The following is a 19602-nucleotide window of genomic DNA, read 5'->3' on the forward strand; positions in this document are numbered from 1 at the left end:
GAGTTATTTCAACAGGTCCAGTGTGCGGGACAGCATGGTACGGGTGCTTTGCATGGTGTTGAGGTTGGCTTCGTACGAGCGTTCGGCTTCGCGCATGTCCATCATTTCCACCATTGAATCCACGTTGGAAATTTTCACATAGCCCTGTGCATTGGCCGCTGGATGAGACGGGTCATACTTCGTCTGGAAGTCAGACATGTCCCGGCCGATTTCCTGCACATCGACTGTGGAACGATCAGTGTCGTTGTCCACGTGTTCTGCGAAAGTGATGGTTTTTCGTCGGTAGGGATCTGCGCCGGGTGTGGAGCCTGTCGTGTCTTGGTTGGCAAGGTTTTCGGCCACAATCCGCAGGCGCTGGGCCTGAGCATCCATCCCGCTGGCAGAAATGCCGATGGTGTTGGAGAGGTTCATGGGTCAGCTCCCCTTATTTGCCGAGAACTGTCTGAAACATGCTCATGTATTTTCCGTAGATATTGACTGCGAGATGCTGCTGGTCGCTCACGTCTGCCACTTGTTCCATCTGCTGATCGAGGGAAACCTGGTTGCCATCCAGAGACTGCTCGGTTTCAACGTCTTGCACATGCATGACGGAGGCTGATGAGCCTATATGTTGAGGCTGCGTCGCCGTTGGCGTGATCTCGAACTGGCTTAATGCCGCTTCAAAAGGGGAGACATCCTTGGGCGTGTAATCAGGGGTATCTGCATTGGCGATGTTACCTGCAAGAACCTGCTGACGCGCCTGAAGCCAGTTCAGACGGTCCTGACCAAGGGCAAACAGGTTTGTGCCACTGGTCGCTGTGGTGTCCGTGTTGCGCATTGCTGCAGTTTCCCTCCATGCAGAACCCTGTTTCGGCCCGATAGAGTTGATCATGGCGGAAAGTGCTTAATGAATGGTTGATAGCATCCATGATTCTCCGGCCTCCGATGATAATCGGGGGCGTGATGAGCAGAATTCCAGCCGCTATTAGGCGTCTATTAATCTTTGTCCGGCACTCTTTTCCAAAGTGAAGGAAATACGGTGCCATGACTCTCCATGACGGTTTGACTGCCTGTTCGGCGTTAATGTTCATAATAGTGCTTCTTGTCGGTCTGAAGCCTTTGCTGAAGGCCGTCCGCTCTCGTCAGGGAGGGCATGGAAAATCCGGTGCGGGGCTGTCTCTTGTGGGACAGATGGCCTTGGATCGTACCCGGCGACTTTCAGTCATACGGTACGGTAGCCGCGAAGTTCTGGTATTGACTGGTGGCAGTCAGGATGTGCTGCTGGAATGGCATGGTGACAGAACCGGTTTTGCTGCAGCGCTGGAGGAGGCTTCGTGAAGTCCTGCCTTCTCCTGTTTGCGCTCCTGCTCTGTCTTTTGTGTCCGCATCTGGCATATGCTCAGGCCGTCAGTATTGATCTGGGGCAGTCCGGCGGGGCTGGAACGACCAGCAGGCTGGTGCAGCTCAGTGCCCTCATCACCGTTTTGTCGCTTGCCCCCAGTCTTCTGGTGATGGTGACAGCCTTTACGCGGATCGTGATTGTGTTGTCGCTGCTGAGAAGCGCACTCGGCGCGCAGGGCACGCCGCCGAACACCGTTCTGATCGGGTTGGCGCTTTTTCTGACGTTATTTGTGATGCAGCCTACGCTTCAGAAATCCTGGGATACAGGCGTTGCTCCCATGATGGCGGGGCAGGTTGGTGAGATGGAAGGGTTAAGCCGGTCTGCGCAGCCTTTTCATGATTTCATGGCCGCTACGGCACGGCCTGCAGACATTTCAACCTTTCTGGACATTGCCCATGAAAAGCCGCCTCAAAAAATTGAGGACACACCGTGGCGTGTTCTTGTGCCGGCTTTCATGATTGGAGAGCTGCGGCGCGGTTTTGAAATGGGATTTCTGCTGTATCTGCCATTCCTCGTCATCGATCTCGTTGTTTCGAGTGTCTTGATGAGCCTTGGCATGATGATGCTCCCCCCCAGCACAGTGTCTTTGCCCTTCAAACTGATCTTCTTTGTGATCGTCGATGGCTGGTCACTGGTGGCGGGGAGCCTTGTAAGAAGCTTTACCGGGTAATCAGTTCGTTGTTCCGGCGGCAAGGCCTGCGCCGCGCGGATCGGTGTTTCCGTGGCAGTTATTGCCGTCAGTGCACGTTACTGCGTTGACGCGACCTGCGCCGGAATGGGCAATTTCTGCCCCCTGAGTTGCAGCCCGTGCCGCATCGCCTACAGCATCCGCAGCGTCATTCTGGCCAGACGCCGCAATCGCAGCCTTCAATCCGCGACGGTCTCTCAGAATTGCCGCCGCGAGGAGGGGGCGAGGTGTCGCGGCGGGAGATGCACCAAGCACGATGCCCGTGCTGCCAGCGATACGACCTGTTCCAAACAGATTGTTCTCGCTCAGGCTGCAGGCAACGGCCATGCCATTACGGTCCGTGACGACAAAGGATGTGGAGGCTGGAAGTGCAGGAAGAGCGCTACCTCCTGTCTTGCCGTTATCCAGAGCTGCCTGTGCGGCAGCGATATCCGTTGCGCCCGAAGCGCGCCAGGCGCTGACAGCGCCCTGGGCAGATGAACCGGTTGTATAGCGAATGGCTGCGCCAAGGCCGCCATCAGCGGGTGGCGCAAGGAACGAAGCGCTGATGCCGTTGGCTTGTGTGGTGAGAGCAACTGTCTCAACCGGCAGCGTTCTGCGTAGATCGCTGGTGTTGAGGCCCCCACCAGCTTTTTGAGCGGCTGTGCTGTAAACGTCCGCCAAGGCACCATTATACAAATCACCAACGCCTGCTGACCGGACGCGCTCCAGAAAGCCAGCCAGACGAGGCTGGATCAGAGTATCGCCAGAAGTCAGGGTTCCAGCTTCGCCACGACCGAAGATCGCCCGTGCATTTTCGTCAGCCAGAAGGGCAGTGCGTACGACCGCCAAATCAGAGGCAAGAGCCCGGCTCACGGTGATACCGTTGCTGGCAAGGTTCATCGAGGGGGCGATCAGGTCGTTGAATTCAACCGAGCCATAATGGTGATGGATCAGGAACAGGCCGCGAAGCGTTGCAGGCGTGGACGCCGGGCGATTGCCACCTGCACTGCTACCAGCAGCAGGGAGGAAACTGATGCTCTGAGCAGGGACGCCGGGCTGGGATATGAGGCATGCACCTCCACCGCCCAGAGACGCGCGGGAGGGAAGGGTCACACCAAGGGCAATGGCTGTGGCCACTGCGGCGTCTGCAGCATTGCCTTTGCGTGCCAGAACATCGTGGCCAACAAGTGCTGCCTGTGGTTCGTCAGCGACCACTGTGCCGATGCTGCCGGTGAGAGCCGGGGCAGGAGCTGTGCCCACGAGGGACGTGAAGCCAGGAATGCTTGAGCAGGCGGTCAGCAGGAGCCCTGAGGCTACCGAAGCCAGAAGGTGGAACGACACGCGGCCTGCCTTACGGGAGCCGCGGAGGGAAATCTGGTTTCGACGGTGCGCCACCTGGCGTTTCTCCACTATCTGGTCTCGGGTCCGGCAAGTGAGATGCTCCCCATTCGGAAGAGACCTCACATTCAGTTTGCTCAGTCATAACGGTAATCCCTCTGTTGTGGGAGAGGTCTTGGTCGCTTCTCTTTGTGACAGTCTTTCATTAATGGCCGCGGACAGTTACGGTGCCGCGTTTTCTGCAATCCGGAGCCTTCTGTGAAACATCGCCTGTCTGCAACGGTTTTCGCCGTTTTTGCTGCGCTTTCTTCCTACGGGAATGCTGCGATGGCCGCTTCGGGAAGCCCCTCAGAAAACTTTACGCCTGCACAGCGTGCCGAAGTGGTTCAGATCCTTCGGCAGGCTCTGAAAGAAGATCCTTCCATTCTGACGGACGCCATCCGCTCCCTGCGAGAGAAAGCAGAGCAGCAGAAGCAGGATTCGGCTCTTGAGGCTGTAAAAACGCATCTGCATGACCTGCAGACGGCTCCTGACTATGCTGTTCGCGGTAATCCGCACGGAAAAATTACCGTGGTGGAATTCTTTGATCCGCGTTGCTCATATTGCCGGGCCATGATGCCGGAAGTTGATCGTTTTCTGGCCCGTCATCCAGATGTCCGTCTGGTTGAAAAGGTTATTCCAGTTCTGGGGAGCGGAAGCGTGCTGGATAGCCGGGCCATTTTCGCTGCCAGCGCGCAGGGGAAATATGACGTGATGCGTCAGGTCCTGATGGCGGATACCACCAAGCCGACCATGGAACGGATTACGGAGCTTGCGAAGGCAAACGGTCTGGATGCTGATCGCCTGAAAGCAGATATGAGCTCGCCTGCGACTGTCGCTCTGATCACGACCAATCTGGATCAGGGCCGTGCCATCAATCTTGACGGGACGCCGACGTTTATTTTCGGTTCGGCTGCCGTCGCTCCGGGAGCTCTTAATGAAGAGCAGATGGAAGCCTTTCTGGAGCAGGCTAGAAAATCCTGAATTCTTAAGAGAAGCTCTTCGGTGCCGGAAGGTCCGTCGCCGGAGAATGTGAAAAGCGTAAATTTCGGATCCCAATTGGTGCCGTAATTGAGTGCCATATGAACATGGAGGCGTTCTCGTGAAGATCGTCTTCCATGTAGCAAGGCGGAAACTTCGCCACTGTCCGTTCACATGCGGGCGGACTACGATGCAGGTCTCTTACAGTTGAAGAAGCTGGGATTCTCCGGCTCTTCTCGCACCAAGGTATATCGAAACTGTTCTCTCTGTTTCCGTCTGAAAGTAGCCCTTCACGTCTTTCTGGCTCCCCTTCAGGAAGACAGCCCTTATTGATGGGTATCCTGAATGTTACGCCGGATTCGTTTTCTGACGGCGGTCATTTTCAGGCCCCGGAAACAGCGCTGGCACACGCCCGGTCCATGCTCACTGACGGTGCCGACATTCTGGATATTGGGGCGGAGTCAACGCGACCTGGTTTTCGCTCAGTGCCGGCCGATGAGGAATGGGCACGGCTTGAGCCGATTATTAACCGTCTTGCGCCTGAGGGCGTTCCAATCTCGGTCGATACAACGAAAGCCGTGGTCGCTCGGAAATCTCTTCAGGCGGGCGCACGAGTTATCAATGATGTTTGGGGCTTTCAGGCCGATCCAGATATGGCGTTCGTGGTGGCAGACAGGGGAGCCTCGGCGGTTCTCATGCACAACCGGCATGATTGCGATGATCAACTGGACCTACTGGCGGACTGGCGCCGGTTTTTTGATTACTCACTTAATCTGGCTGAGAAGGCTGGGGTAAAGAAAGACTTCCTGATTCTGGACCCGGGAATTGGTTTTGGAAAAACACAGGATCAGAACGTCCAGGCCGTGGCCTCCCTAGGCATTCTGAAACAGGAGTATGGTCTGCCGGTCCTTCTGGGGCTCTCCCGGAAGTCTATGTTTGGATATCTTCTGGGCCGTCCTGTAGATGAACGGCTTGCGGGAACCCTGGCTGCCAATCTTTTCGGTGCAGATGCTGGCGTTGATATTCTGCGTGTTCATGACGTTCGGGAGCATGCAGATGCGCTGGCAATGCGCCAGATTCTGAAGGACTGTAAATGATTACCGCCCCGCTGACTGCCGTCTTTGTCCGGGATCTTTGTCTGTTCGGTTATCATGGCGTGTTGCCGGAAGAGAACCGGATCGGGCAACGCTTCATCATTGATATCGAGATTCGTGCAGATCTCTCAGGGGCTATCGAAACAGACGACTACCTTCAGGCCGTCTGCTACGGCACTTTGTGCGATATCGCTTCTGACATCGTGACCGGAAAGCCCATGGGCCTGATAGAGGCCCTGGCGGGACGGATTGCTGATGAGGTTTTGAGGCGTCTGGAGCGTGTTGAGCAGGTGCTTGTGACCGTACGTAAGCCGTCTGCACCCGTGCCCTATCCCGTATCGGAAACCGCGACGACAGTTGAGCGCCAGCGGGTTCATGAGGTTGCGTTCTCGCTGGGCGCCAATCTGGGGGACCGTGAGGCAATTCTGGCAGCCGCAACAGATTGCCTGTCTCTGGAGAGTGGCTTGCAGCTTCTGAGCGTCTCCTCCCTGTACGATAGTGCACCGTGGGGTGGGATCGATCAGCCGGGATTCGTCAATCTGTGTGTAACGGGTCAGACAACGCTGCGTCCTCATGCAGTGCTGGCGATTTGTAAGCGGATTGAACGGGAGTTGGGTCGGCAGCCGGGTGTCCGCTGGGGCGCGCGGGCCATCGATATTGATCTTCTTCATTATGATGAATGCAGTATTTCTGACCGCATTTTGACGCTGCCGCATCGTCATCTGTTTGAGCGGGCCTTTGTTCTCGAACCTCTGGCGGAAATAGCGGCAGAGCGTGTGATTGGTGGACGTCGAGTGGCGGACGCGCTAGCAGTCCTGCCTCGAACCAGCGGAGATGTGACCCGGCGTGACCCGGATCGTGCCGCTTCGGGGAACGAAGGAGCCTGAAACCCGACATGACTGACCGGAACGCCACGGCTGCAAAAGCCAGCAATGAAGATCTGCGCCCGCTCGAAGGCTTGTCTCGGCCTGCCGATGCGCAGGAGCGGATTGCGGGCGCAGTTCGTACAATTCTGGAAGCGATCGGGGAAAATCCGGAACGCGAGGGCTTACATGACACGCCTCAGCGCGTGGCAAAGATGTATCTCGAAGTGTTCGAAGGTCTGTATGAAGACCCGCGCGACCATCTGAAGACGCAGTTCTCAGCAGACCAGCACCATGGTGCTGTTATCGTCAAAGATATCCATTTCCATTCCATGTGTGAGCATCACCTTCTTCCGGTGCACGGTAAGGCGCATGTGGCCTATCTGCCGGCAGGCGGGCGTTTGACGGGCCTTAGTAAGCTGGCGCGCGTTGTGGAAGGTTTTGCTCGACGTCCCCAGTTGCAGGAGCGCCTGACCGATCAGGTCGCGCAGGCCATGGAGGATGTACTGGCGCCGGAAGCTGTTCTCGTTGTGATTGAAGCCGAGCATATGTGCATGAGTATGCGCGGTGTACGCTCGCCTGGTTCCACTACGGTTACAATGATTGCTCGTGGAACCTGGAAGCATGACCATGCAGCCCGCATGGAGATCCTGTCTCTTCTGCGAAGCTGACAGGCTTTAAAAATCCGATATGCTCATGTCTGCCCGGTTCCACCAGCAGGCGTGGGCAGCGCGATCGACTTGCGGAAGATAGAATGAGGGATCGCCGCTGAGCTTGACCGTGTTGGTCGGGGTTTCTTCAAGCTCAATTTCATGAACACGGAGCTTTCCGCCCTGATCGGCCAGAATGGCTGTCAGCTTGGCAAGCAGAAGGGCAGTCATGACCTCGGTCGTGGGGTCGCCTGGCGTGACGACGATCCTGCGTGCGCGTTCAGGCTCGTGATCCCGGAACCATGCCAGCAACGGGTCTTGCTCCGATAGCTGCAAAGCATGGTCGAGACTGTTATCCACAAAGTCATGCCAGCGGGTTTTGGCCTCTGCGAATGGCAGAATCATGTTCTGGTGCCCGTCCAGTCGTTTCTCGTCAACGGGCCGGAGTGTCACCTTCACATATTCATTATGCCCATGCGGAACCGCACACTTCTCACTGGTGCCAGTAATAAGCCTGTGGCCCATGCAGAAACGGCGCGTAAAGACGAGTTCTGCGGTCATGCTTTGCTCTCGCAATAACGGCGCCATCCTTCAGCACGGAGCTGACAGGCCGGGCATGTGCCGCAGCCATAACCCCAGGCGTGCTGATGTGTGCGATCTCCCATATAGCAGGAGTGGCTCTCCTGATTGATAAGATCTACGAGCGCTTTTCCGCCAAGTTCTTCCGTCAGATCCCAGGTTTGGGCTTTGTCGATCCACATCAGGGGTGTGTGCAGCACGAAGCGCTGGTCCATGCCCAGGTTCAGGGCAACCTGCAATGCTTTGATCGTATCGTCGCGGCAGTCGGGGTAGCCCGAATAATCGGTTTCACAGACGCCCGTAACGATATGCTTGACGTTGCGACGATAAGCCAATGCTGCTGCGAACGCCAGGAAGATCAGGTTGCGACCTGGCACAAAGGTATTGGGCAGACCACTTTCGTTGAAGCCAATTTCGGCTTCTCGGGTCAGAGCGGTCTCGGACAGGGCGCCAAGGGATGCCAGATCAATGGTATGATCTTCGCCCAGCCTTGCTTTCCATTCTGCAGAATGGGCTGCCATCTGCGCGCGCAGGGTGTCACGGCACTCAAGCTCGACAAGATGTCGTTGTCCGTAAGCGTAACCTACCGTCTCAACACGATCGAAACGGGATAGAGCCCAGGCGAGGCAGGTTGCTGAATCCTGGCCGCCAGAAAACAGGACGAGGGCGGCGTTGCTCATGGAATTCCGATCATCTTGTGAGTTTGCAGGGAAAGGCGCCAGCGCGGATGTGCCAGACAATACGCAACAGCAGCCTGCGTGTTCTCCAGGCGGTTAGGTCCATCCATTGGCTGCAACCAGAAGTGCTGGAAAGACAGCGTGTCGAACAGTTCGGGCGGAAGCTCGATCTGTGGATATACGAGCTTGAGTTCCGAGCCATTTTTCTGGACCAGGGCGCCGCCCGGCTTGGGGCTGACGCAGATCCAGTCGATCCCGTCCGGTGCGGCGATTGTTCCGTTGGTTTCAACGGCAATCTCAAACCCCCGGGCCTTCACGGCAGCAATCAGTTCCGCATCCAGTTGGAGAAGTGGCTCTCCTCCCGTGAACACAACATAACGGCGGCCCGAAGCATCAGCGACGCTTTGCCAGCATTGTTCGATCGTATCCGCCAGAGTGGCAGCGTCCTGAAAGCGGCCGCCTCCTTCACCGTCGGTTCCAATAAAATCCGTGTCGCAGAAGCGGCATGCTGCCGTTTCACGGTCCTGCTCTCGGCCTGACCACAGGTTGCACCCGGCAAATCGGCAGAATACCGAGGCGCGACCCGTCTGCGCACCCTCTCCCTGGAGGGTGACGAACATTTCCTTCACAGCATAAGACATGACCGCAGCATTTCGGCGAGGACGCGGCCAGATGCAAGGGAAAACATTCTTTTATCTGCGGACAGGTGTTTCGACGGCCCGCAGGGGTGGGCAGAAACGTCTTTCATGGTAGGGAGAAGCCCATGGAAGACAGCAACTCCCGTACTCCCATACTCGATCTGGCTCCGCAGAAGGGATTCGGCCGTATCCGGGCCGCATTGGATGACCTGAAGGCCGGCTTTCGGCTGCTGCCACTGGCTGTTGCTCTTGGCTGGCTGGACATCAAGCTCCGATATCGCGGGTCAGTGCTGGGGCCATTCTGGCTGACACTTTCGACCGCAATCATGACGGCAGCCATGGGGGTGGTCTACGGCTATCTTTTCCATATGGATCTGCCGCATTACCTGCCGTTCCTGTCGCTTTCGATTGTATTGTGGGGGTATGTCAGCGGCGTCATTAATGATGCCGCAACGGCTTTTACTCAGAGTACGTCGCTATTCCATGCCAGAAGAATTCCCGCCACGCTGCCGGTTATTCGACTGATTGTCCGTAACGTGCTGATGCTACTTCACAACGTGGTCGTGATTGCCGTTGTGTTTGGCATCTATCATATCTGGCCCAAGCAGAGCTGGAGCCTGCTTCTGAGCGTTCCGCTCTGGCTTCTGGACAGTTTTTCGATCATTTTGCTGATTGGCATGCTGGGGGCACGCTTTCGGGATATTGCCCCGATCATGGCGTCACTACTGCAGATCTTCTTTTTCGTCACACCCGTGATCTGGAAGCCGGATCTGATCTACGCCGGGCGCCAATATCTACTGCTCGATCCCTTTTACCCCATTATTGAAGTCATGCGTGGCCCACTCATGGGGTACGAGGTCAGACCCGTTCTTTGGTATGCCGCTATCGGACAGGGCATCCTTCTTTGGGCTGCTGCTGCTGCATTGTTCTGTCGTATGCGTGCCCGTATTCCATACTGGATCTGATGTAATGCCAAGTATTGTCGTTGATCAGCTTCGGATCGATTTTCCCCTGTACCATGGCCAAAGTCGCTCATTGAAGCGGCATGTAGGGGACAGGTTATCCAGTCTTCGTCCTGGTTCTCCGGCAGCGCATCTTGTTCAGGATGGCCGTGAGAGAACTATTGTTAGCGTTTTACAAGATATCAGCTTCAGTCTCGCGCCGGGTGAGCGGCTTGGTCTGATCGGCCGAAATGGTGCCGGCAAAACGACGCTTCTTCGTTCGCTCGCGGGTATTTACGAGCCAGTACACGGGCGTGTTCGCCTGGAAGGCTCAATCGGGACATTGCTGGATAGTAGCCTTGGCATGAACATGGAGCTGACAGGACGCGAAAATATCCGCCTGTTTGCGCTGCACGGTGGCCTTTCCAAGCAGCAGACGGCGCAGTTGGATCAGGATGTCGAGGCATTTGCTGATCTGGGCAGTTATATGGATATGCCCGTCAAAGCCTATAGCTCAGGAATGACGGTTCGCTTGGCTTTTGGCTTAGCAACAGCCATGTTGCCGCAGATTCTGCTCATGGACGAATGGTTCCTGGCCGGTGACGGTGCCTTCATGAACAAGGCACGGGAACGGTTGGAAGCCATGGTTCAGCACGCGGATATCTTGGTGATTTCAACCCATCAGCCAGATATTATGCGGAAATGGTGTACGCGGGTTATCTGGCTGGAAAATGGGAAAATCCGGATGGATGGACCTCCGGATGAGGTTCTGGAGGTTTACCTCACAGCCTGAGTGAGTCGGTTCAGGCCATCGTATCCAGGCTCCTGCTTTTGTCAGTGGCTCCAGACGTGCTGCTTGTTGTGCTTTCAGAAATAATATTGCCGGACGAATCTGTAACTGTGGTGGTGACAGTGCCATCAGCGTTTGTCGTCGTGGTTGTCTCTTCGGCGGTAGAAGAGGAGGACGACGCGTTCGAGCTCTGGCCGGTTGCTGTGGCATAGAGCGCCGACATATTGGAAGCGGTACTAACAGCAGAAATGGAAGACATAAGTGCACCCTGAGAAGATGAGAGGATGCTTAGAGTTTCTTCTTGGGAGGTTAAGAATTTCTTACGAAATTAAAGGCTCTTTGTAGCCAAATGTAACGCTAATTACTAAAAAGCTAAAAGACGGAAAATCCCGTTTTTTACTGTAAATTTTTTTGGGAGGGGATTTAGTGGCCACTCTTTAAGGAGAGTGGCGCGAGTGACGGGGCTCGAACCCGCGACCTCCGGCGTGACAGGCCGGCGCTCTAACCAACTGAGCTACACCCGCAAATCGCTTTAGGCGATCTTTGGACCGTCCGTTCGGGGCCGTGTTGGCTTCCTCTCGGTCGGTGGCGGTGATTTAGCAGCGTGCTCTGGGGGTGGCAAGAGCGTTTTTTAAAAAAATGCTTTTTTCGAACAAAAAAAATGACTTGCAGGAAAAACGTGACCTGCGGACAGTGTAACTGTTTGAAACGTTTGATTGGGTACGTGCGGTAATGCGGGTGTTGAAGCGATTGGGAGCCGTTGGACTCCTTTCAGGGGTTCTATCGGCTTGCGCGCCTACCGGGCCTCATAACTGCAAGCTGTATATCAGTGGCGTCATGCCCATCATCAATGAGTCTGGATCGCCGATTGTCCGAGCCGGCATAAATGGGCATCCGGCGGCTCTTATAGTCGATACCGGGGCTACGACTTCTGTAATCGGGAGTGCCTATATCTCGCCGTTTGGACTGGAAGTCATGGGGCCGGTCGGTACCATGACGGGTGTAGGCGGCAGCGAACTCGTTCAGGCTGTTCGCATCAAGAGCCTGGAAATGGGGCCATCCAGCGCCAAGAATTTTGCGGTCATTGCCGGTGGGAAGTTTGGGGGGCATGCTGATGGTCTGCCTGTCGTTGGGCTGTTCGGGCAGGAATTTCTGGCAAACTACGATACCATCGTCGATGTGCCTGATCATGTTGTCCAGTTGGTTCGCACGGAAGACTGTTCGTTTCCGACACCAGGGTGGGACGGAACAGTCCACAAAATTCCCGTTACCCACTCTTCGACAGATGGATTGAAAACGAGGCTCCAGATCAAGATTAATGGCAAACCAGCCGAGGCGATCCTGGATACAGGTGCTTCCTCAACTCTGGTGACAATGAGTGCAGCACGAAGGGCAGGGGTCACTCAGGCTATGCTGAATAATGATCCCGTCATGCCTGGATATGGGGTCACGCGAGACCCTATAAAAATCTACCGACATTTCTTTTCTACGCTGGAAATTGGGGACATTGTTTTCAGAAACATCAGACTGGATGTTGTTGATGATCTTTCAGAAAGCGATGTTCTTCTGGGTAGTGACTTCCTGAAGCATTACCGGGTTTGGATCTCTCGGGATGATTATCTTTACGCTCAACATGATAAAGATATTCCTGCTGCAGACGCGGGCCAGAGTACAGCCTCGCAGCCGTAGTCCCTGGATGCTCTGTCAGCGCTGTTAACGGAGTATAAATCAGTCACTTGTAGAACAGCCCTTCATGCCTCTCGCGCCGTGCGGACTTGGGGCAGGTTCTGTTTTGACAGGGTGATCTGGAATGTTCTTTTCGCGCGAGCCTGTACGCCCTGAGAGCAGTGGCATCACATTGCCGCTGCTGTGCGTAATTCTGGCGTTTCCTATGATGCTGCTGTTTGGAGCAGCGTACTGGCGCGTACGCGAAATGTCTGGCTACGGAATTTTAAATTGCCTTGCGCCAGATGCTCTAGTTTTTCTGGGCATAATTCTCTCCGACATTCTGATCTTTTGGAAAGTGTTTCTTCCAGCCAAGCGTCTGTCGTACGGCTTATCTCAACTGGCAGTTCAGGATGTCTTCTCTTCTGGTAACCCTTTTCCTGATCTTGCTGGCGTTCATGAACGTTTGCTAGGTCTGCAAACTGATCTGGAGAGAAGTCAAAAGCGTGCTGTCGAAGCGCAGGCTTCCATAAAGAGTGCTCAGGAAGAAGCTAATCGTTCCCAAAGTGAAGCGATGGCCGAAGCTGGCTCGCGCGATGAGATGATAGACGTACTTGGGGCTGCGTTAAAGAACCTCAAAGCAGGTCGCCTTGACCAGAAACTGGAGGAGGTCTTCCCGGAAAAATACGAGCGCCTTCGACAAGATTTCAATGCGACACTTACGGACCTTCAGAGAATTCTGATGTCTCTTAATGATAGCGTCGGAACAATCTCTTCCGGATCTGCCGAAATTGCGTCTGCCGCCGATGACCTTGCTCATAGGACGGAACAGCAAGTCAGTCGACTTGAAGAGACGACTCAGTCCGTTGGAAGTGTGACGGAGACGGTCAAGAAAACCGCAGACGCGGCAATGCATGCCAGTATTGTGGTGACCCAGACGCGTGAGCGCGCCGAGAGTTCTCGAGATGTCATGGCAGCAGCAATGGCTGCAATGCTTGATATTCAGCAATCATCCAAACAAATTGGGCAAATTCTGGGGCTTATCGATGATATTACGTTCCAGACAAACCTACTGGCGTTAAACGCTGGCGTAGAGGCAGCCCGGGCTGGAGATGCGGGACGAGGGTTTGCTGTTGTCGCCACAGAGGTACGAGCTCTTGCTCAGAGATCGGCCAATGCTGCGAAAGATATCAAAAATCTTATTACGTCCAGCACGCAGCAAGTCAGCAAAGGCACGGTCCTTGTTCAGGAAACTGGTGCTGCCATGAAGACCATCGTTGAAAATGTCGGTGAGATCAGCGTGCTAATTGGAGAAATCGCGACTGCTGCGCAAAGCCAAGCAAACGATCTGTCTGAAATTAGCCTGGCAGTAAACCAGATGGATCAGAATACCCAGCAAAATGCAGCAATGGTCGAGCAAGCGACGGCTGCAAGCCATAACCTCAGCAAAGAAGCGCGAGAATTGGTGCAGATTGTTCATCATTTTCATGTCGGCGATCGGAACGTATTTGGAGCCGTGCATGCGCAGGTCGATCATAATATCGTTCCCGCGACCTCTTTATTTTCAACGAATGATTTTCAGACCTCTGACGACGGCTGGGAGGAGTTTCGATGATGACAGTGCTTTGTCTCCCGGCAGATATGGGAACTGCATTTGCAAAGCATTTTTTGCAGCAGCTTAGAGACCAAGCGACAGATATTGTTTTGGATGGTGGCGCTGTCAAACGTCTGGGGGGGCGGTGTTTCGAAATTTTACTCTCAGCTCAAAAAACAGCTCATGGGCGCCAAGCCTGTTTTTTTATTCAAAATCCATCCGTTGAATTTCAGAAAGCTCTCGAATTGTTGGGAGGCACCTTCCTACTTGAGAAGGAAAATAATCAATGAATATAATGATTGTTGATGATTCTAGAACGATCCGAAATATTCTGCGAAATATATTGGAGAAAGCTGGATATAATGTCTGTCCTGCAGAGGATGGATTGGATGCGCTAGAAAAGCTAGAAGTATTTGATCCAAATATTATTATTACGGATCTGAATATGCCACGAATGGATGGCTTAGAGCTTGTTAAAAGGCTGCGATCCGGACCGAAAGCGCAATACGTACCAATTCTTTTTTTGACGACTGAGGGAAGTCCAGAAATTCGCAACAAAGGACGTGAATCTGGGGCCACGGGATGGCTGTTAAAGCCATTTACTGCGGATCGCTTGCTTGAGACTATTGAGCGAGTGTTACCATGAACGATCAAGATGGCTTGGAAGAAATTCGTCAGGTTTTTTTTCAAGAATGCGAGGAACACTTATCTGTACTTGAAGACGAACTCGGAAGCATCGGGACGTCTCCGGATAAACTGTCGAAAATAAATACGATATTTCGTTCAGTTCACTCTATTAAAGGTGGAGCTGCAGCGTTCGGAATGGAAAATCTGGTACGTCTTGCTCATTTATTTGAGGAGGTACTGGAAAAATTTCGATCAGGTCTACTTGATATTGATCAAAGTTCAGTCGAAATTTTTTTAAAAGCGACTGATTTTTTATCTGATATTGTTTCATTTTATCGATTTGGTACTTCATTATCTGATTCGAATGAAACCTACGCTGATCTCAACCATTATTTGAATGATGGAATCGATCCAGATCAAAATTTGATATTGAATTCCATGGTGCCGGAAGAGATAGATGAATTTAAATTTCAGCCGGTCAAAATAGATATCGTAGATCAAAAAGAAAATACGTTCTTTTTTGAAATAAACCCGAAATATTCATTTTATTCGAACGGTGACGATGCAATAAATTTTCTTGTATTTTTACAGAAGAAAGGAATTATTGAGGTTGAATTGGATGCTACTGAAGTTCCGTCTCTGACGTCTTTTGAAGCAGATGTATGCTATCTCAAATGGAAAATAATTCTGAGAACACCTGAAGCTAGGGAGAATATTGAAGAGATATTTGAGTGGTCAGGGGGGGATCTTGGCTACAAATTTATCGAATCTCCCTTCTCCAAAGATAATTTAGAATTACAACCTTTACCCATCCCGACGCATGAAAGTTCAAATGATGGTTTAGTCGATCCTGCATTAGTGAATCGAGTTTCTCAATACGAAAATAAAGAGCATTCTACAATTCGTATTGATACATGCAGAGTAGATAAACTCGTAGATTTAGTAAGCGAGCTGGTCATTAACCAGGGAGCTATACGGACTCAGATGCAATCAAGTAATGTTTTGCCCGGATCGTCACTTGATATCGCAGTTTCTGAATTGAATCAGCTTACCCAAGAGTTACAAGAAAATGTAATGGCAATGCGTGCGCATCCCATTAAAGCTGTTTTTCAGCGTATGAACAGAATTGTGAGAGAGGCAGCGCGTCTTTCTGGAAAGCATGTGGTGTTTCATATCGAAGGTGAGGAAGCAGAAATTGACCGATCAATCTTGGAAAAACTTTCTGAGCCCTTAATGCACTTGATCCGAAATGCCATAGATCACGGTCTAGAAGAACCAAATATTAGAAAAAATAGTAATAAAAACAATGAAGGAAATTTATATTTAAGAGCTTTTATTTGTTCTGGACGGTTTATCATTGAAGTAGAAGATGATGGATCCGGATTAAATTGTAGTAAAATTTATAAAAAGGCAATTTCTAAGAAAATTATCATGCCAGGAATTCATCTTGAAAAAGAAGAAATTCAAAATTTAATTTTTTCCCCAGGTTTTTCTACTCTTGATGTTGTTTCGGAATTGTCTGGTCGCGGTGTGGGGATGGACGTAGTAAAGAAGACTGTATCTGAGATAGGTGGAAATATTTCGGTTTTCTCTGAAGAAGGAAAAGGAACTAAATTCTCTATTTCCTTGCCTATGACGCTTTCTATTATTGATGGTTTAATATTTAAATCCGGAAATCAAAAATTTATTGTTCCAACAAATTATGTTGTTGAAGCCTTTTTATTGGAAGAAAAGAAAATATTAAAAATATCAGAAAATGAGTTAAAATATTTATACAGAAATGAATTAATACCTATAAATATTAAAGAGAAAAAATATCTATCAATATGTTTGGTTTTGCAAAATGAGAAAAAATCGAACTATGCTATAGTTGTGGATGAATTAATAGATCAATCAAAATTTGTGATCAAATCAATAGAAAAAAACTATAAAAAATTATCCGGATTTTTATCTTCAACTATTCTTGGAGATGGAAGTGTAGCGCTAATTATTGATGTCGATTCTGGCATCGGTAGTTTTTTGTAACTAATTATCTAGAATTGGAATTTAATATATGTCAAAAAGTCTGGTTTTTTTATCCAATAATCAAGAATACTCTATAGATATATCTTATGTGAAAGAAATAAAAAATTGGATAAAATCAACCATTATTCCAAACTCTCCAGAGTTCGTGGAAGGTATTATAAATATTCGTGGGTCAGTTATACCGCTGATAAATTTTGGTAAAAAAATTAATAGTTATAATGAAAATATTTTAAAAAAAGCTATTATAATTTTAGAGGGAGATAACAAAATAATTGCCTTTTCTGTCGATGATGTTTTGGAAATACTATCTTACCATAAGGAGGATTTGCGACGAATAAATTTTAATGAAAATTGCTCTTTTTTAGAGGGGATTATTTCTTTTGATGAGAGGAATATATTTAAAATAAATGAGTCGTTTTTTATAAAAGAATGCATAAATGATTAATAATAAGGAACTTCTAAGCAAAGAAGATTTATTAACTATCTCAAAAATTGCAAAAAAAATATCTGGAATTAATCTTGATCAAAGTAAAAAATATACTATTCAATCAATAATTTCTCGAAGAATCAAAGAGGTTAATGCTGAAAATATAAACGATTATTTTAAATTAATGGAATCTAGAGGAGGTGAATATGAAAAAGACAAAATGATATCGGCTTTAACAACAAATGTTACGTCATTTTTTAGAGAAAAACATCACTTTTGTTATTTGTATAAATTATTATGCTGTGATTTCCATGCGGAAATAATGAGAGAAGAAGGAATTCGTATTTGGTCTTCCGCCTGTTCAAGTGGAGAAGAAGCCTATTCTGCTGCAATGACAGCAGCTGAAGCAGTAAATTATTCGCATATAAAAAAAATAAAAATTCTAGGTACTGATATTGATCCGGAGATGATAAGGCGAGCTCAAGATGGCATCTATTTCAAAAATAATATTCCAAAAAATTTCTTAGAAAAATTTAATAAATTTTGTGATTTTTCTGGGGAAGAATTCTATTTTTCAAGAAATATTAAGAATTTAGTTTTATTTAAAAAACTAAATATTATTGGTGAATGGCCATTTCAAGCGAAATTTCATGCAATTTTTTGTAGGAATGTCACAATTTATTTTGATAAAAAAACGACCGATCTTTTGTGGAGAAGGCTGTCTAGTCGTCTTCACATCAAGGGCGAAATTTATATTGGTCACTCTGAGAGAATAACTAATTTTGAAGAATTGGGTCTCCGCCCTATTGGAATAAATGCTTACAAAAAAGTTGTATGATGCAAGTGCACCATAAAATTTTCGACCCTTATTTACGGCATTCACCTGTATCAGTCTTGATTGTAGATGATTCGCTTACAAGTCGAGCGCTCATAACGCTTGCATTGAAGCGAGATAAACGCATTCAAGTAGTTGGAACTGCAACTACACCTCTTGAGGCGCGGGATATGATTATCCGACTGAAGCCAGATGTTTTGACACTTGATGTTGAAATGCCGGGGATGAATGGGCTGCAGTTTCTTGAAAAGATCATGCGTTTACGCCCAATGCCGGTTGTTATGGTTTCCAGCCTCTTATCTCCACATGGGGAAATTACAGAACGGGCTCGGCAGATGGGCGCTGTAAGCTGCTTTTCTAAAATGCCTACTTTGCAAGGCGAGGACGCGTTTGCGGGGCTTGGAGAAGCTGTGGTTCAAGCTTCGTTATCGCGAACGGCGACCCACTCAGTGAAAAAAGACGTAAGCGATGCCATCGTGGCAATCGGTGCATCTACAGGTGGTGTAGAGGCTCTTTCCGAGGTTTTGCAAAGCTTTCCCGTTGATTGCCCACCCACTGTGATTGTGCAGCACATGCCGCGGCAGTTTTCTGAGAATTTTTCTCGGCGTTTAAACTCAATTTCTCGCCCTCAGGTTAATCTTGTGACCGATTTTTGTCGCCTTGAACGGGGGCAAATTTTGATTGCGCCTGGAGGCGAGGCGCACACGGAAATTGCTTATGATGAAAACATTGCGTCTTACGTCTGCCATTTGGTGCCGCGGCCGACAGTGAATGGCCATAGACCTTCGGTGGATGCGCTTTTTCTCTCTGTCGCTCGATCAGCTGGCTCCCGAGCTGTTGGCGTCATTTTAACCGGGATGGAAGCTGATGGTGCGCGAGGGCTACTGGCCATGCGAGAGGCCGGGGCCAAGACAATCGGGCAGGATCAACACACTTCAGTCATCTATGGGATGCCCAGAGCCGCATTTGAGTGTGGCGCTGTAGAGACGCAACTCCCCTTACCTAAAATAGGCGCTGCTATTCTTCGGCTGGCCGATCCCCACAAAATGGAGACTTATCAATGATTTCTGCTTCCTCCATGTCTGTTCTGCTTGTGGATGACCAGACATCCATTCGTTCTCTGTTGAGAAACAGTCTTGTTCAGTTAGGCTTTGTGAAAGTTTCTGGCGTCCGTAACGGGCTGGAAGCTCTTGAACATCTGAATGCAAATTCAACGCACCTGATCATATCAGATTTCAATATGCCAGATATGGATGGTCTGGAGCTGTTAAAGGCTGTGCGCGCGTCGTCTACGATCGGAAAAACGGGTTTCATTATGTTGACGGGGCAGGCCAATAAGGAGCTGGTACAGCAGGCTATTTCAGCCGGAGTAAACAATTTTCTGGCTAAGCCTTTTACCACAAGCTCGCTAAAATCACGGATCGAGGCAGTATTCGGTCCCATCTGTGGAGCGTAACTGTGTGGATCAGATCAAACTCGCTGTTTTGTTTCAAGGAATGGCACAGCAGTGGGCTCAGGCATCATCTTCATGCAGATATGCTGAGGCCTTCATATTGGATGGTTGCGGTCAAAACGCGGTTGGCTCTCTGCAGGGACTGGACGTCCTGATGCAGGAGCTTGAGCAAATGAGTGCGCTCTGCCTGCGTCTTTCGAGGCAGTCTGATGTACAGCGTGTGACAATTGCTAGTCACGAAATTGAACAAGTGACCCTGGAGCATCTTCGAGGGATGCTTAAAGGGCACCCTGTCGCTCCGTTCGCTGCCGCGGATGTAGAACTATTCTAAGTGT

General features: G+C 50.4%; 25 protein-coding genes and 1 tRNA gene. 18 read left to right on the plus strand and 8 right to left on the minus strand.

Annotated features, from left to right (window positions below; translation table 11 throughout):
• Positions 1–3: 3 nt before the first annotated feature.
• Complete coding sequence (flgC, locus tag R5H23_RS05090; RefSeq protein WP_046900069.1) at positions 4–411, minus strand: flagellar basal body rod protein FlgC; 408 nt, start codon at positions 409–411, stop codon at positions 4–6.
• A 13-nt stretch (positions 412–424) separates the two neighbouring features.
• On the minus strand, positions 425–817 hold the full coding sequence (gene flgB, locus R5H23_RS05095; RefSeq protein WP_317214698.1) for a flagellar basal body rod protein FlgB: 393 nt from the start codon (positions 815–817) through the stop codon (positions 425–427).
• A 206-nt stretch (positions 818–1023) separates the two neighbouring features.
• Between flgB and R5H23_RS05100 the strand changes: the two genes are divergently transcribed.
• Positions 1024–1317 (plus strand): flagellar biosynthetic protein FliO, encoded by a 294-nt coding sequence (locus tag R5H23_RS05100; RefSeq protein ID WP_086633792.1) that lies wholly within the window; start codon positions 1024–1026, stop codon positions 1315–1317.
• A complete protein-coding gene (fliP, locus tag R5H23_RS05105; protein ID WP_046900066.1) occupies positions 1314–2051 on the plus strand; it encodes a flagellar type III secretion system pore protein FliP in 738 nt (245 codons plus the stop codon). Before R5H23_RS05100 ends, fliP begins: the two co-directional genes overlap by 4 nt.
• Here the strand turns inward: fliP and R5H23_RS05110 are convergent, their stop codons facing one another.
• On the minus strand, positions 2052–3446 hold the full coding sequence (locus R5H23_RS05110) for a gamma-glutamyltransferase (RefSeq protein ID WP_317214699.1): 1395 nt from the start codon (positions 3444–3446) through the stop codon (positions 2052–2054).
• Positions 3447–3647: 201 nt separating this feature from the next.
• Between R5H23_RS05110 and R5H23_RS05115 the strand changes: the two genes are divergently transcribed.
• From R5H23_RS05115 to folE, 4 genes are all read left to right on the plus strand, one after another.
• The gene (locus R5H23_RS05115; RefSeq protein ID WP_317214700.1) at positions 3648–4412 is read left to right on the plus strand and encodes a DsbA family protein; all 765 of its coding nucleotides are present in this window, start codon (positions 3648–3650) and stop codon (positions 4410–4412) included.
• Between the two features lie 329 nt (positions 4413–4741).
• Entirely contained in the window at positions 4742–5506 is a 765-nt protein-coding gene (gene folP, locus R5H23_RS05120) for a dihydropteroate synthase (RefSeq protein ID WP_317214701.1), read from the plus strand.
• The gene (gene folK, locus R5H23_RS05125) at positions 5503–6390 is read left to right on the plus strand and encodes a 2-amino-4-hydroxy-6-hydroxymethyldihydropteridine diphosphokinase (protein ID WP_317214703.1); all 888 of its coding nucleotides are present in this window, start codon (positions 5503–5505) and stop codon (positions 6388–6390) included. The genes folP and folK overlap by 4 nt, the downstream gene beginning before the upstream one ends.
• An 8-nt stretch (positions 6391–6398) precedes the next feature.
• Positions 6399–7037: a GTP cyclohydrolase I FolE gene (folE, locus tag R5H23_RS05130; RefSeq protein ID WP_046900061.1), complete on the plus strand. Its 639-nt coding sequence runs from the start codon at positions 6399–6401 to the stop codon at positions 7035–7037.
• A 6-nt stretch (positions 7038–7043) separates the two neighbouring features.
• Here the strand turns inward: folE and R5H23_RS05135 are convergent, their stop codons facing one another.
• From R5H23_RS05135 to queE, 3 genes are read right to left on the minus strand one after another with little or no spacing between them, the layout of a single operon-like run.
• Positions 7044–7577, minus strand: coding sequence for a 6-carboxytetrahydropterin synthase (locus tag R5H23_RS05135; protein ID WP_317214705.1), 534 nt, complete (start codon positions 7575–7577; stop codon positions 7044–7046).
• Positions 7574–8275: a 7-cyano-7-deazaguanine synthase QueC gene (gene queC / locus R5H23_RS05140; protein ID WP_317214707.1), complete on the minus strand. Its 702-nt coding sequence runs from the start codon at positions 8273–8275 to the stop codon at positions 7574–7576. The genes R5H23_RS05135 and queC overlap by 4 nt, the downstream gene beginning before the upstream one ends.
• Entirely contained in the window at positions 8272–8913 is a 642-nt protein-coding gene (gene queE / locus R5H23_RS05145; RefSeq protein ID WP_211499893.1) for a 7-carboxy-7-deazaguanine synthase, read from the minus strand. Before queE ends, queC begins: the two co-directional genes overlap by 4 nt.
• 122 nt (positions 8914–9035) lie before the next feature.
• On the opposite strand from queE, the gene R5H23_RS05150 reads away from it, so the two are divergent.
• Positions 9036–9875 carry an ABC transporter permease gene (locus R5H23_RS05150; RefSeq protein ID WP_046900057.1) on the plus strand — a complete coding sequence of 280 codons (840 nt, stop codon included), beginning with the start codon at positions 9036–9038 and terminating at the stop codon, positions 9873–9875.
• A gap of 4 nt (positions 9876–9879) precedes the next feature.
• Positions 9880–10644 (plus strand): ABC transporter ATP-binding protein, encoded by a 765-nt coding sequence (locus R5H23_RS05155; RefSeq protein WP_317214708.1) that lies wholly within the window; start codon positions 9880–9882, stop codon positions 10642–10644.
• A gap of 10 nt (positions 10645–10654) precedes the next feature.
• Here R5H23_RS05155 and R5H23_RS05160 read toward each other — a convergent pair whose 3' ends face one another.
• Complete coding sequence (locus tag R5H23_RS05160) at positions 10655–10900, minus strand: hypothetical protein (RefSeq protein ID WP_317214709.1); 246 nt, start codon at positions 10898–10900, stop codon at positions 10655–10657.
• 188 nt (positions 10901–11088) lie between these two features.
• Positions 11089–11165, minus strand: a tRNA-Asp gene (locus R5H23_RS05165).
• 313 nt (positions 11166–11478) lie between these two features.
• Between R5H23_RS05165 and R5H23_RS05170 the strand changes: the two genes are divergently transcribed.
• From R5H23_RS05170 to R5H23_RS05215, 10 genes are all read left to right on the plus strand, one after another.
• Positions 11479–12330 carry a retroviral-like aspartic protease family protein gene (locus R5H23_RS05170; RefSeq protein ID WP_235271721.1) on the plus strand — a complete coding sequence of 284 codons (852 nt, stop codon included), beginning with the start codon at positions 11479–11481 and terminating at the stop codon, positions 12328–12330.
• Positions 12331–12532: 202 nt separating this feature from the next.
• A complete protein-coding gene (locus R5H23_RS05175; protein ID WP_317214711.1) occupies positions 12533–13921 on the plus strand; it encodes a methyl-accepting chemotaxis protein in 1389 nt (462 codons plus the stop codon).
• The gene (locus tag R5H23_RS05180; RefSeq protein WP_249207385.1) at positions 13918–14190 is read left to right on the plus strand and encodes an STAS domain-containing protein; all 273 of its coding nucleotides are present in this window, start codon (positions 13918–13920) and stop codon (positions 14188–14190) included. Before R5H23_RS05175 ends, R5H23_RS05180 begins: the two co-directional genes overlap by 4 nt.
• Positions 14187–14546: a response regulator gene (locus R5H23_RS05185; RefSeq protein WP_317214713.1), complete on the plus strand. Its 360-nt coding sequence runs from the start codon at positions 14187–14189 to the stop codon at positions 14544–14546. The genes R5H23_RS05180 and R5H23_RS05185 overlap by 4 nt, the downstream gene beginning before the upstream one ends.
• The gene (locus R5H23_RS05190) at positions 14543–16552 is read left to right on the plus strand and encodes a chemotaxis protein CheA (RefSeq protein ID WP_317214714.1); all 2010 of its coding nucleotides are present in this window, start codon (positions 14543–14545) and stop codon (positions 16550–16552) included. The genes R5H23_RS05185 and R5H23_RS05190 overlap by 4 nt, the downstream gene beginning before the upstream one ends.
• A 28-nt stretch (positions 16553–16580) precedes the next feature.
• Positions 16581–16997, plus strand: a complete 417-nt coding sequence (locus tag R5H23_RS05195; RefSeq protein ID WP_317214716.1) for a chemotaxis protein CheW — start codon at positions 16581–16583, stop codon at positions 16995–16997.
• The gene (locus R5H23_RS05200) at positions 16990–17817 is read left to right on the plus strand and encodes a protein-glutamate O-methyltransferase CheR (RefSeq protein WP_317214717.1); all 828 of its coding nucleotides are present in this window, start codon (positions 16990–16992) and stop codon (positions 17815–17817) included. The genes R5H23_RS05195 and R5H23_RS05200 overlap by 8 nt, the downstream gene beginning before the upstream one ends.
• Complete coding sequence (locus tag R5H23_RS05205) at positions 17814–18878, plus strand: chemotaxis response regulator protein-glutamate methylesterase (protein ID WP_317214718.1); 1065 nt, start codon at positions 17814–17816, stop codon at positions 18876–18878. Before R5H23_RS05200 ends, R5H23_RS05205 begins: the two co-directional genes overlap by 4 nt.
• Positions 18875–19270, plus strand: a complete 396-nt coding sequence (locus tag R5H23_RS05210; RefSeq protein ID WP_211497684.1) for a response regulator — start codon at positions 18875–18877, stop codon at positions 19268–19270. Before R5H23_RS05205 ends, R5H23_RS05210 begins: the two co-directional genes overlap by 4 nt.
• Before the next feature lie 4 nt (positions 19271–19274).
• Positions 19275–19598 (plus strand): hypothetical protein, encoded by a 324-nt coding sequence (locus R5H23_RS05215; RefSeq protein WP_211499900.1) that lies wholly within the window; start codon positions 19275–19277, stop codon positions 19596–19598.
• Positions 19599–19602 lie beyond the last annotated feature (4 nt).

Source organism: Gluconobacter sp. GP1, from assembly GCF_032913585.1.
Taxonomy (GTDB): Bacteria; Pseudomonadota; Alphaproteobacteria; order Acetobacterales; family Acetobacteraceae; genus Gluconobacter; species Gluconobacter cerinus.

What these genes read in the sequence shown, in the direction of transcription:
- flgC (WP_046900069.1), bottom strand. Translation starts at nt 411, where the DNA reads ATGAACCTCTCCAACACCATCGGCATTTCTGCCAGCGGGATGGATGCT.
- flgB (WP_317214698.1), bottom strand. Translation starts at nt 817, where the DNA reads ATGCGCAACACGGACACCACAGCGACCAGTGGCACAAACCTGTTTGCC.
- R5H23_RS05100 (WP_086633792.1), top strand. Translation starts at nt 1,024, where the DNA reads ATGACTCTCCATGACGGTTTGACTGCCTGTTCGGCGTTAATGTTCATA.
- folP (WP_317214701.1), top strand. Translation starts at nt 4,742, where the DNA reads ATGGGTATCCTGAATGTTACGCCGGATTCGTTTTCTGACGGCGGTCAT.
- folK (WP_317214703.1), top strand. Translation starts at nt 5,503, where the DNA reads ATGATTACCGCCCCGCTGACTGCCGTCTTTGTCCGGGATCTTTGTCTG.
- folE (WP_046900061.1), top strand. Translation starts at nt 6,399, where the DNA reads ATGACTGACCGGAACGCCACGGCTGCAAAAGCCAGCAATGAAGATCTG.
- R5H23_RS05135 (WP_317214705.1), bottom strand. Translation starts at nt 7,577, where the DNA reads ATGACCGCAGAACTCGTCTTTACGCGCCGTTTCTGCATGGGCCACAGG.
- queC (WP_317214707.1), bottom strand. Translation starts at nt 8,275, where the DNA reads ATGAGCAACGCCGCCCTCGTCCTGTTTTCTGGCGGCCAGGATTCAGCA.
- queE (WP_211499893.1), bottom strand. Translation starts at nt 8,913, where the DNA reads ATGTCTTATGCTGTGAAGGAAATGTTCGTCACCCTCCAGGGAGAGGGT.
- R5H23_RS05150 (WP_046900057.1), top strand. Translation starts at nt 9,036, where the DNA reads ATGGAAGACAGCAACTCCCGTACTCCCATACTCGATCTGGCTCCGCAG.
- R5H23_RS05155 (WP_317214708.1), top strand. Translation starts at nt 9,880, where the DNA reads ATGCCAAGTATTGTCGTTGATCAGCTTCGGATCGATTTTCCCCTGTAC.
- R5H23_RS05160 (WP_317214709.1), bottom strand. Translation starts at nt 10,900, where the DNA reads ATGTCTTCCATTTCTGCTGTTAGTACCGCTTCCAATATGTCGGCGCTC.
- R5H23_RS05170 (WP_235271721.1), top strand. Translation starts at nt 11,479, where the DNA reads ATGCCCATCATCAATGAGTCTGGATCGCCGATTGTCCGAGCCGGCATA.
- R5H23_RS05175 (WP_317214711.1), top strand. Translation starts at nt 12,533, where the DNA reads ATGATGCTGCTGTTTGGAGCAGCGTACTGGCGCGTACGCGAAATGTCT.
- R5H23_RS05180 (WP_249207385.1), top strand. Translation starts at nt 13,918, where the DNA reads ATGATGACAGTGCTTTGTCTCCCGGCAGATATGGGAACTGCATTTGCA.
- R5H23_RS05185 (WP_317214713.1), top strand. Translation starts at nt 14,187, where the DNA reads ATGAATATAATGATTGTTGATGATTCTAGAACGATCCGAAATATTCTG.
- R5H23_RS05190 (WP_317214714.1), top strand. Translation starts at nt 14,543, where the DNA reads ATGAACGATCAAGATGGCTTGGAAGAAATTCGTCAGGTTTTTTTTCAA.
- R5H23_RS05195 (WP_317214716.1), top strand. Translation starts at nt 16,581, where the DNA reads ATGTCAAAAAGTCTGGTTTTTTTATCCAATAATCAAGAATACTCTATA.
- R5H23_RS05200 (WP_317214717.1), top strand. Translation starts at nt 16,990, where the DNA reads ATGATTAATAATAAGGAACTTCTAAGCAAAGAAGATTTATTAACTATC.
- R5H23_RS05205 (WP_317214718.1), top strand. Translation starts at nt 17,814, where the DNA reads ATGATGCAAGTGCACCATAAAATTTTCGACCCTTATTTACGGCATTCA.
- R5H23_RS05210 (WP_211497684.1), top strand. Translation starts at nt 18,875, where the DNA reads ATGATTTCTGCTTCCTCCATGTCTGTTCTGCTTGTGGATGACCAGACA.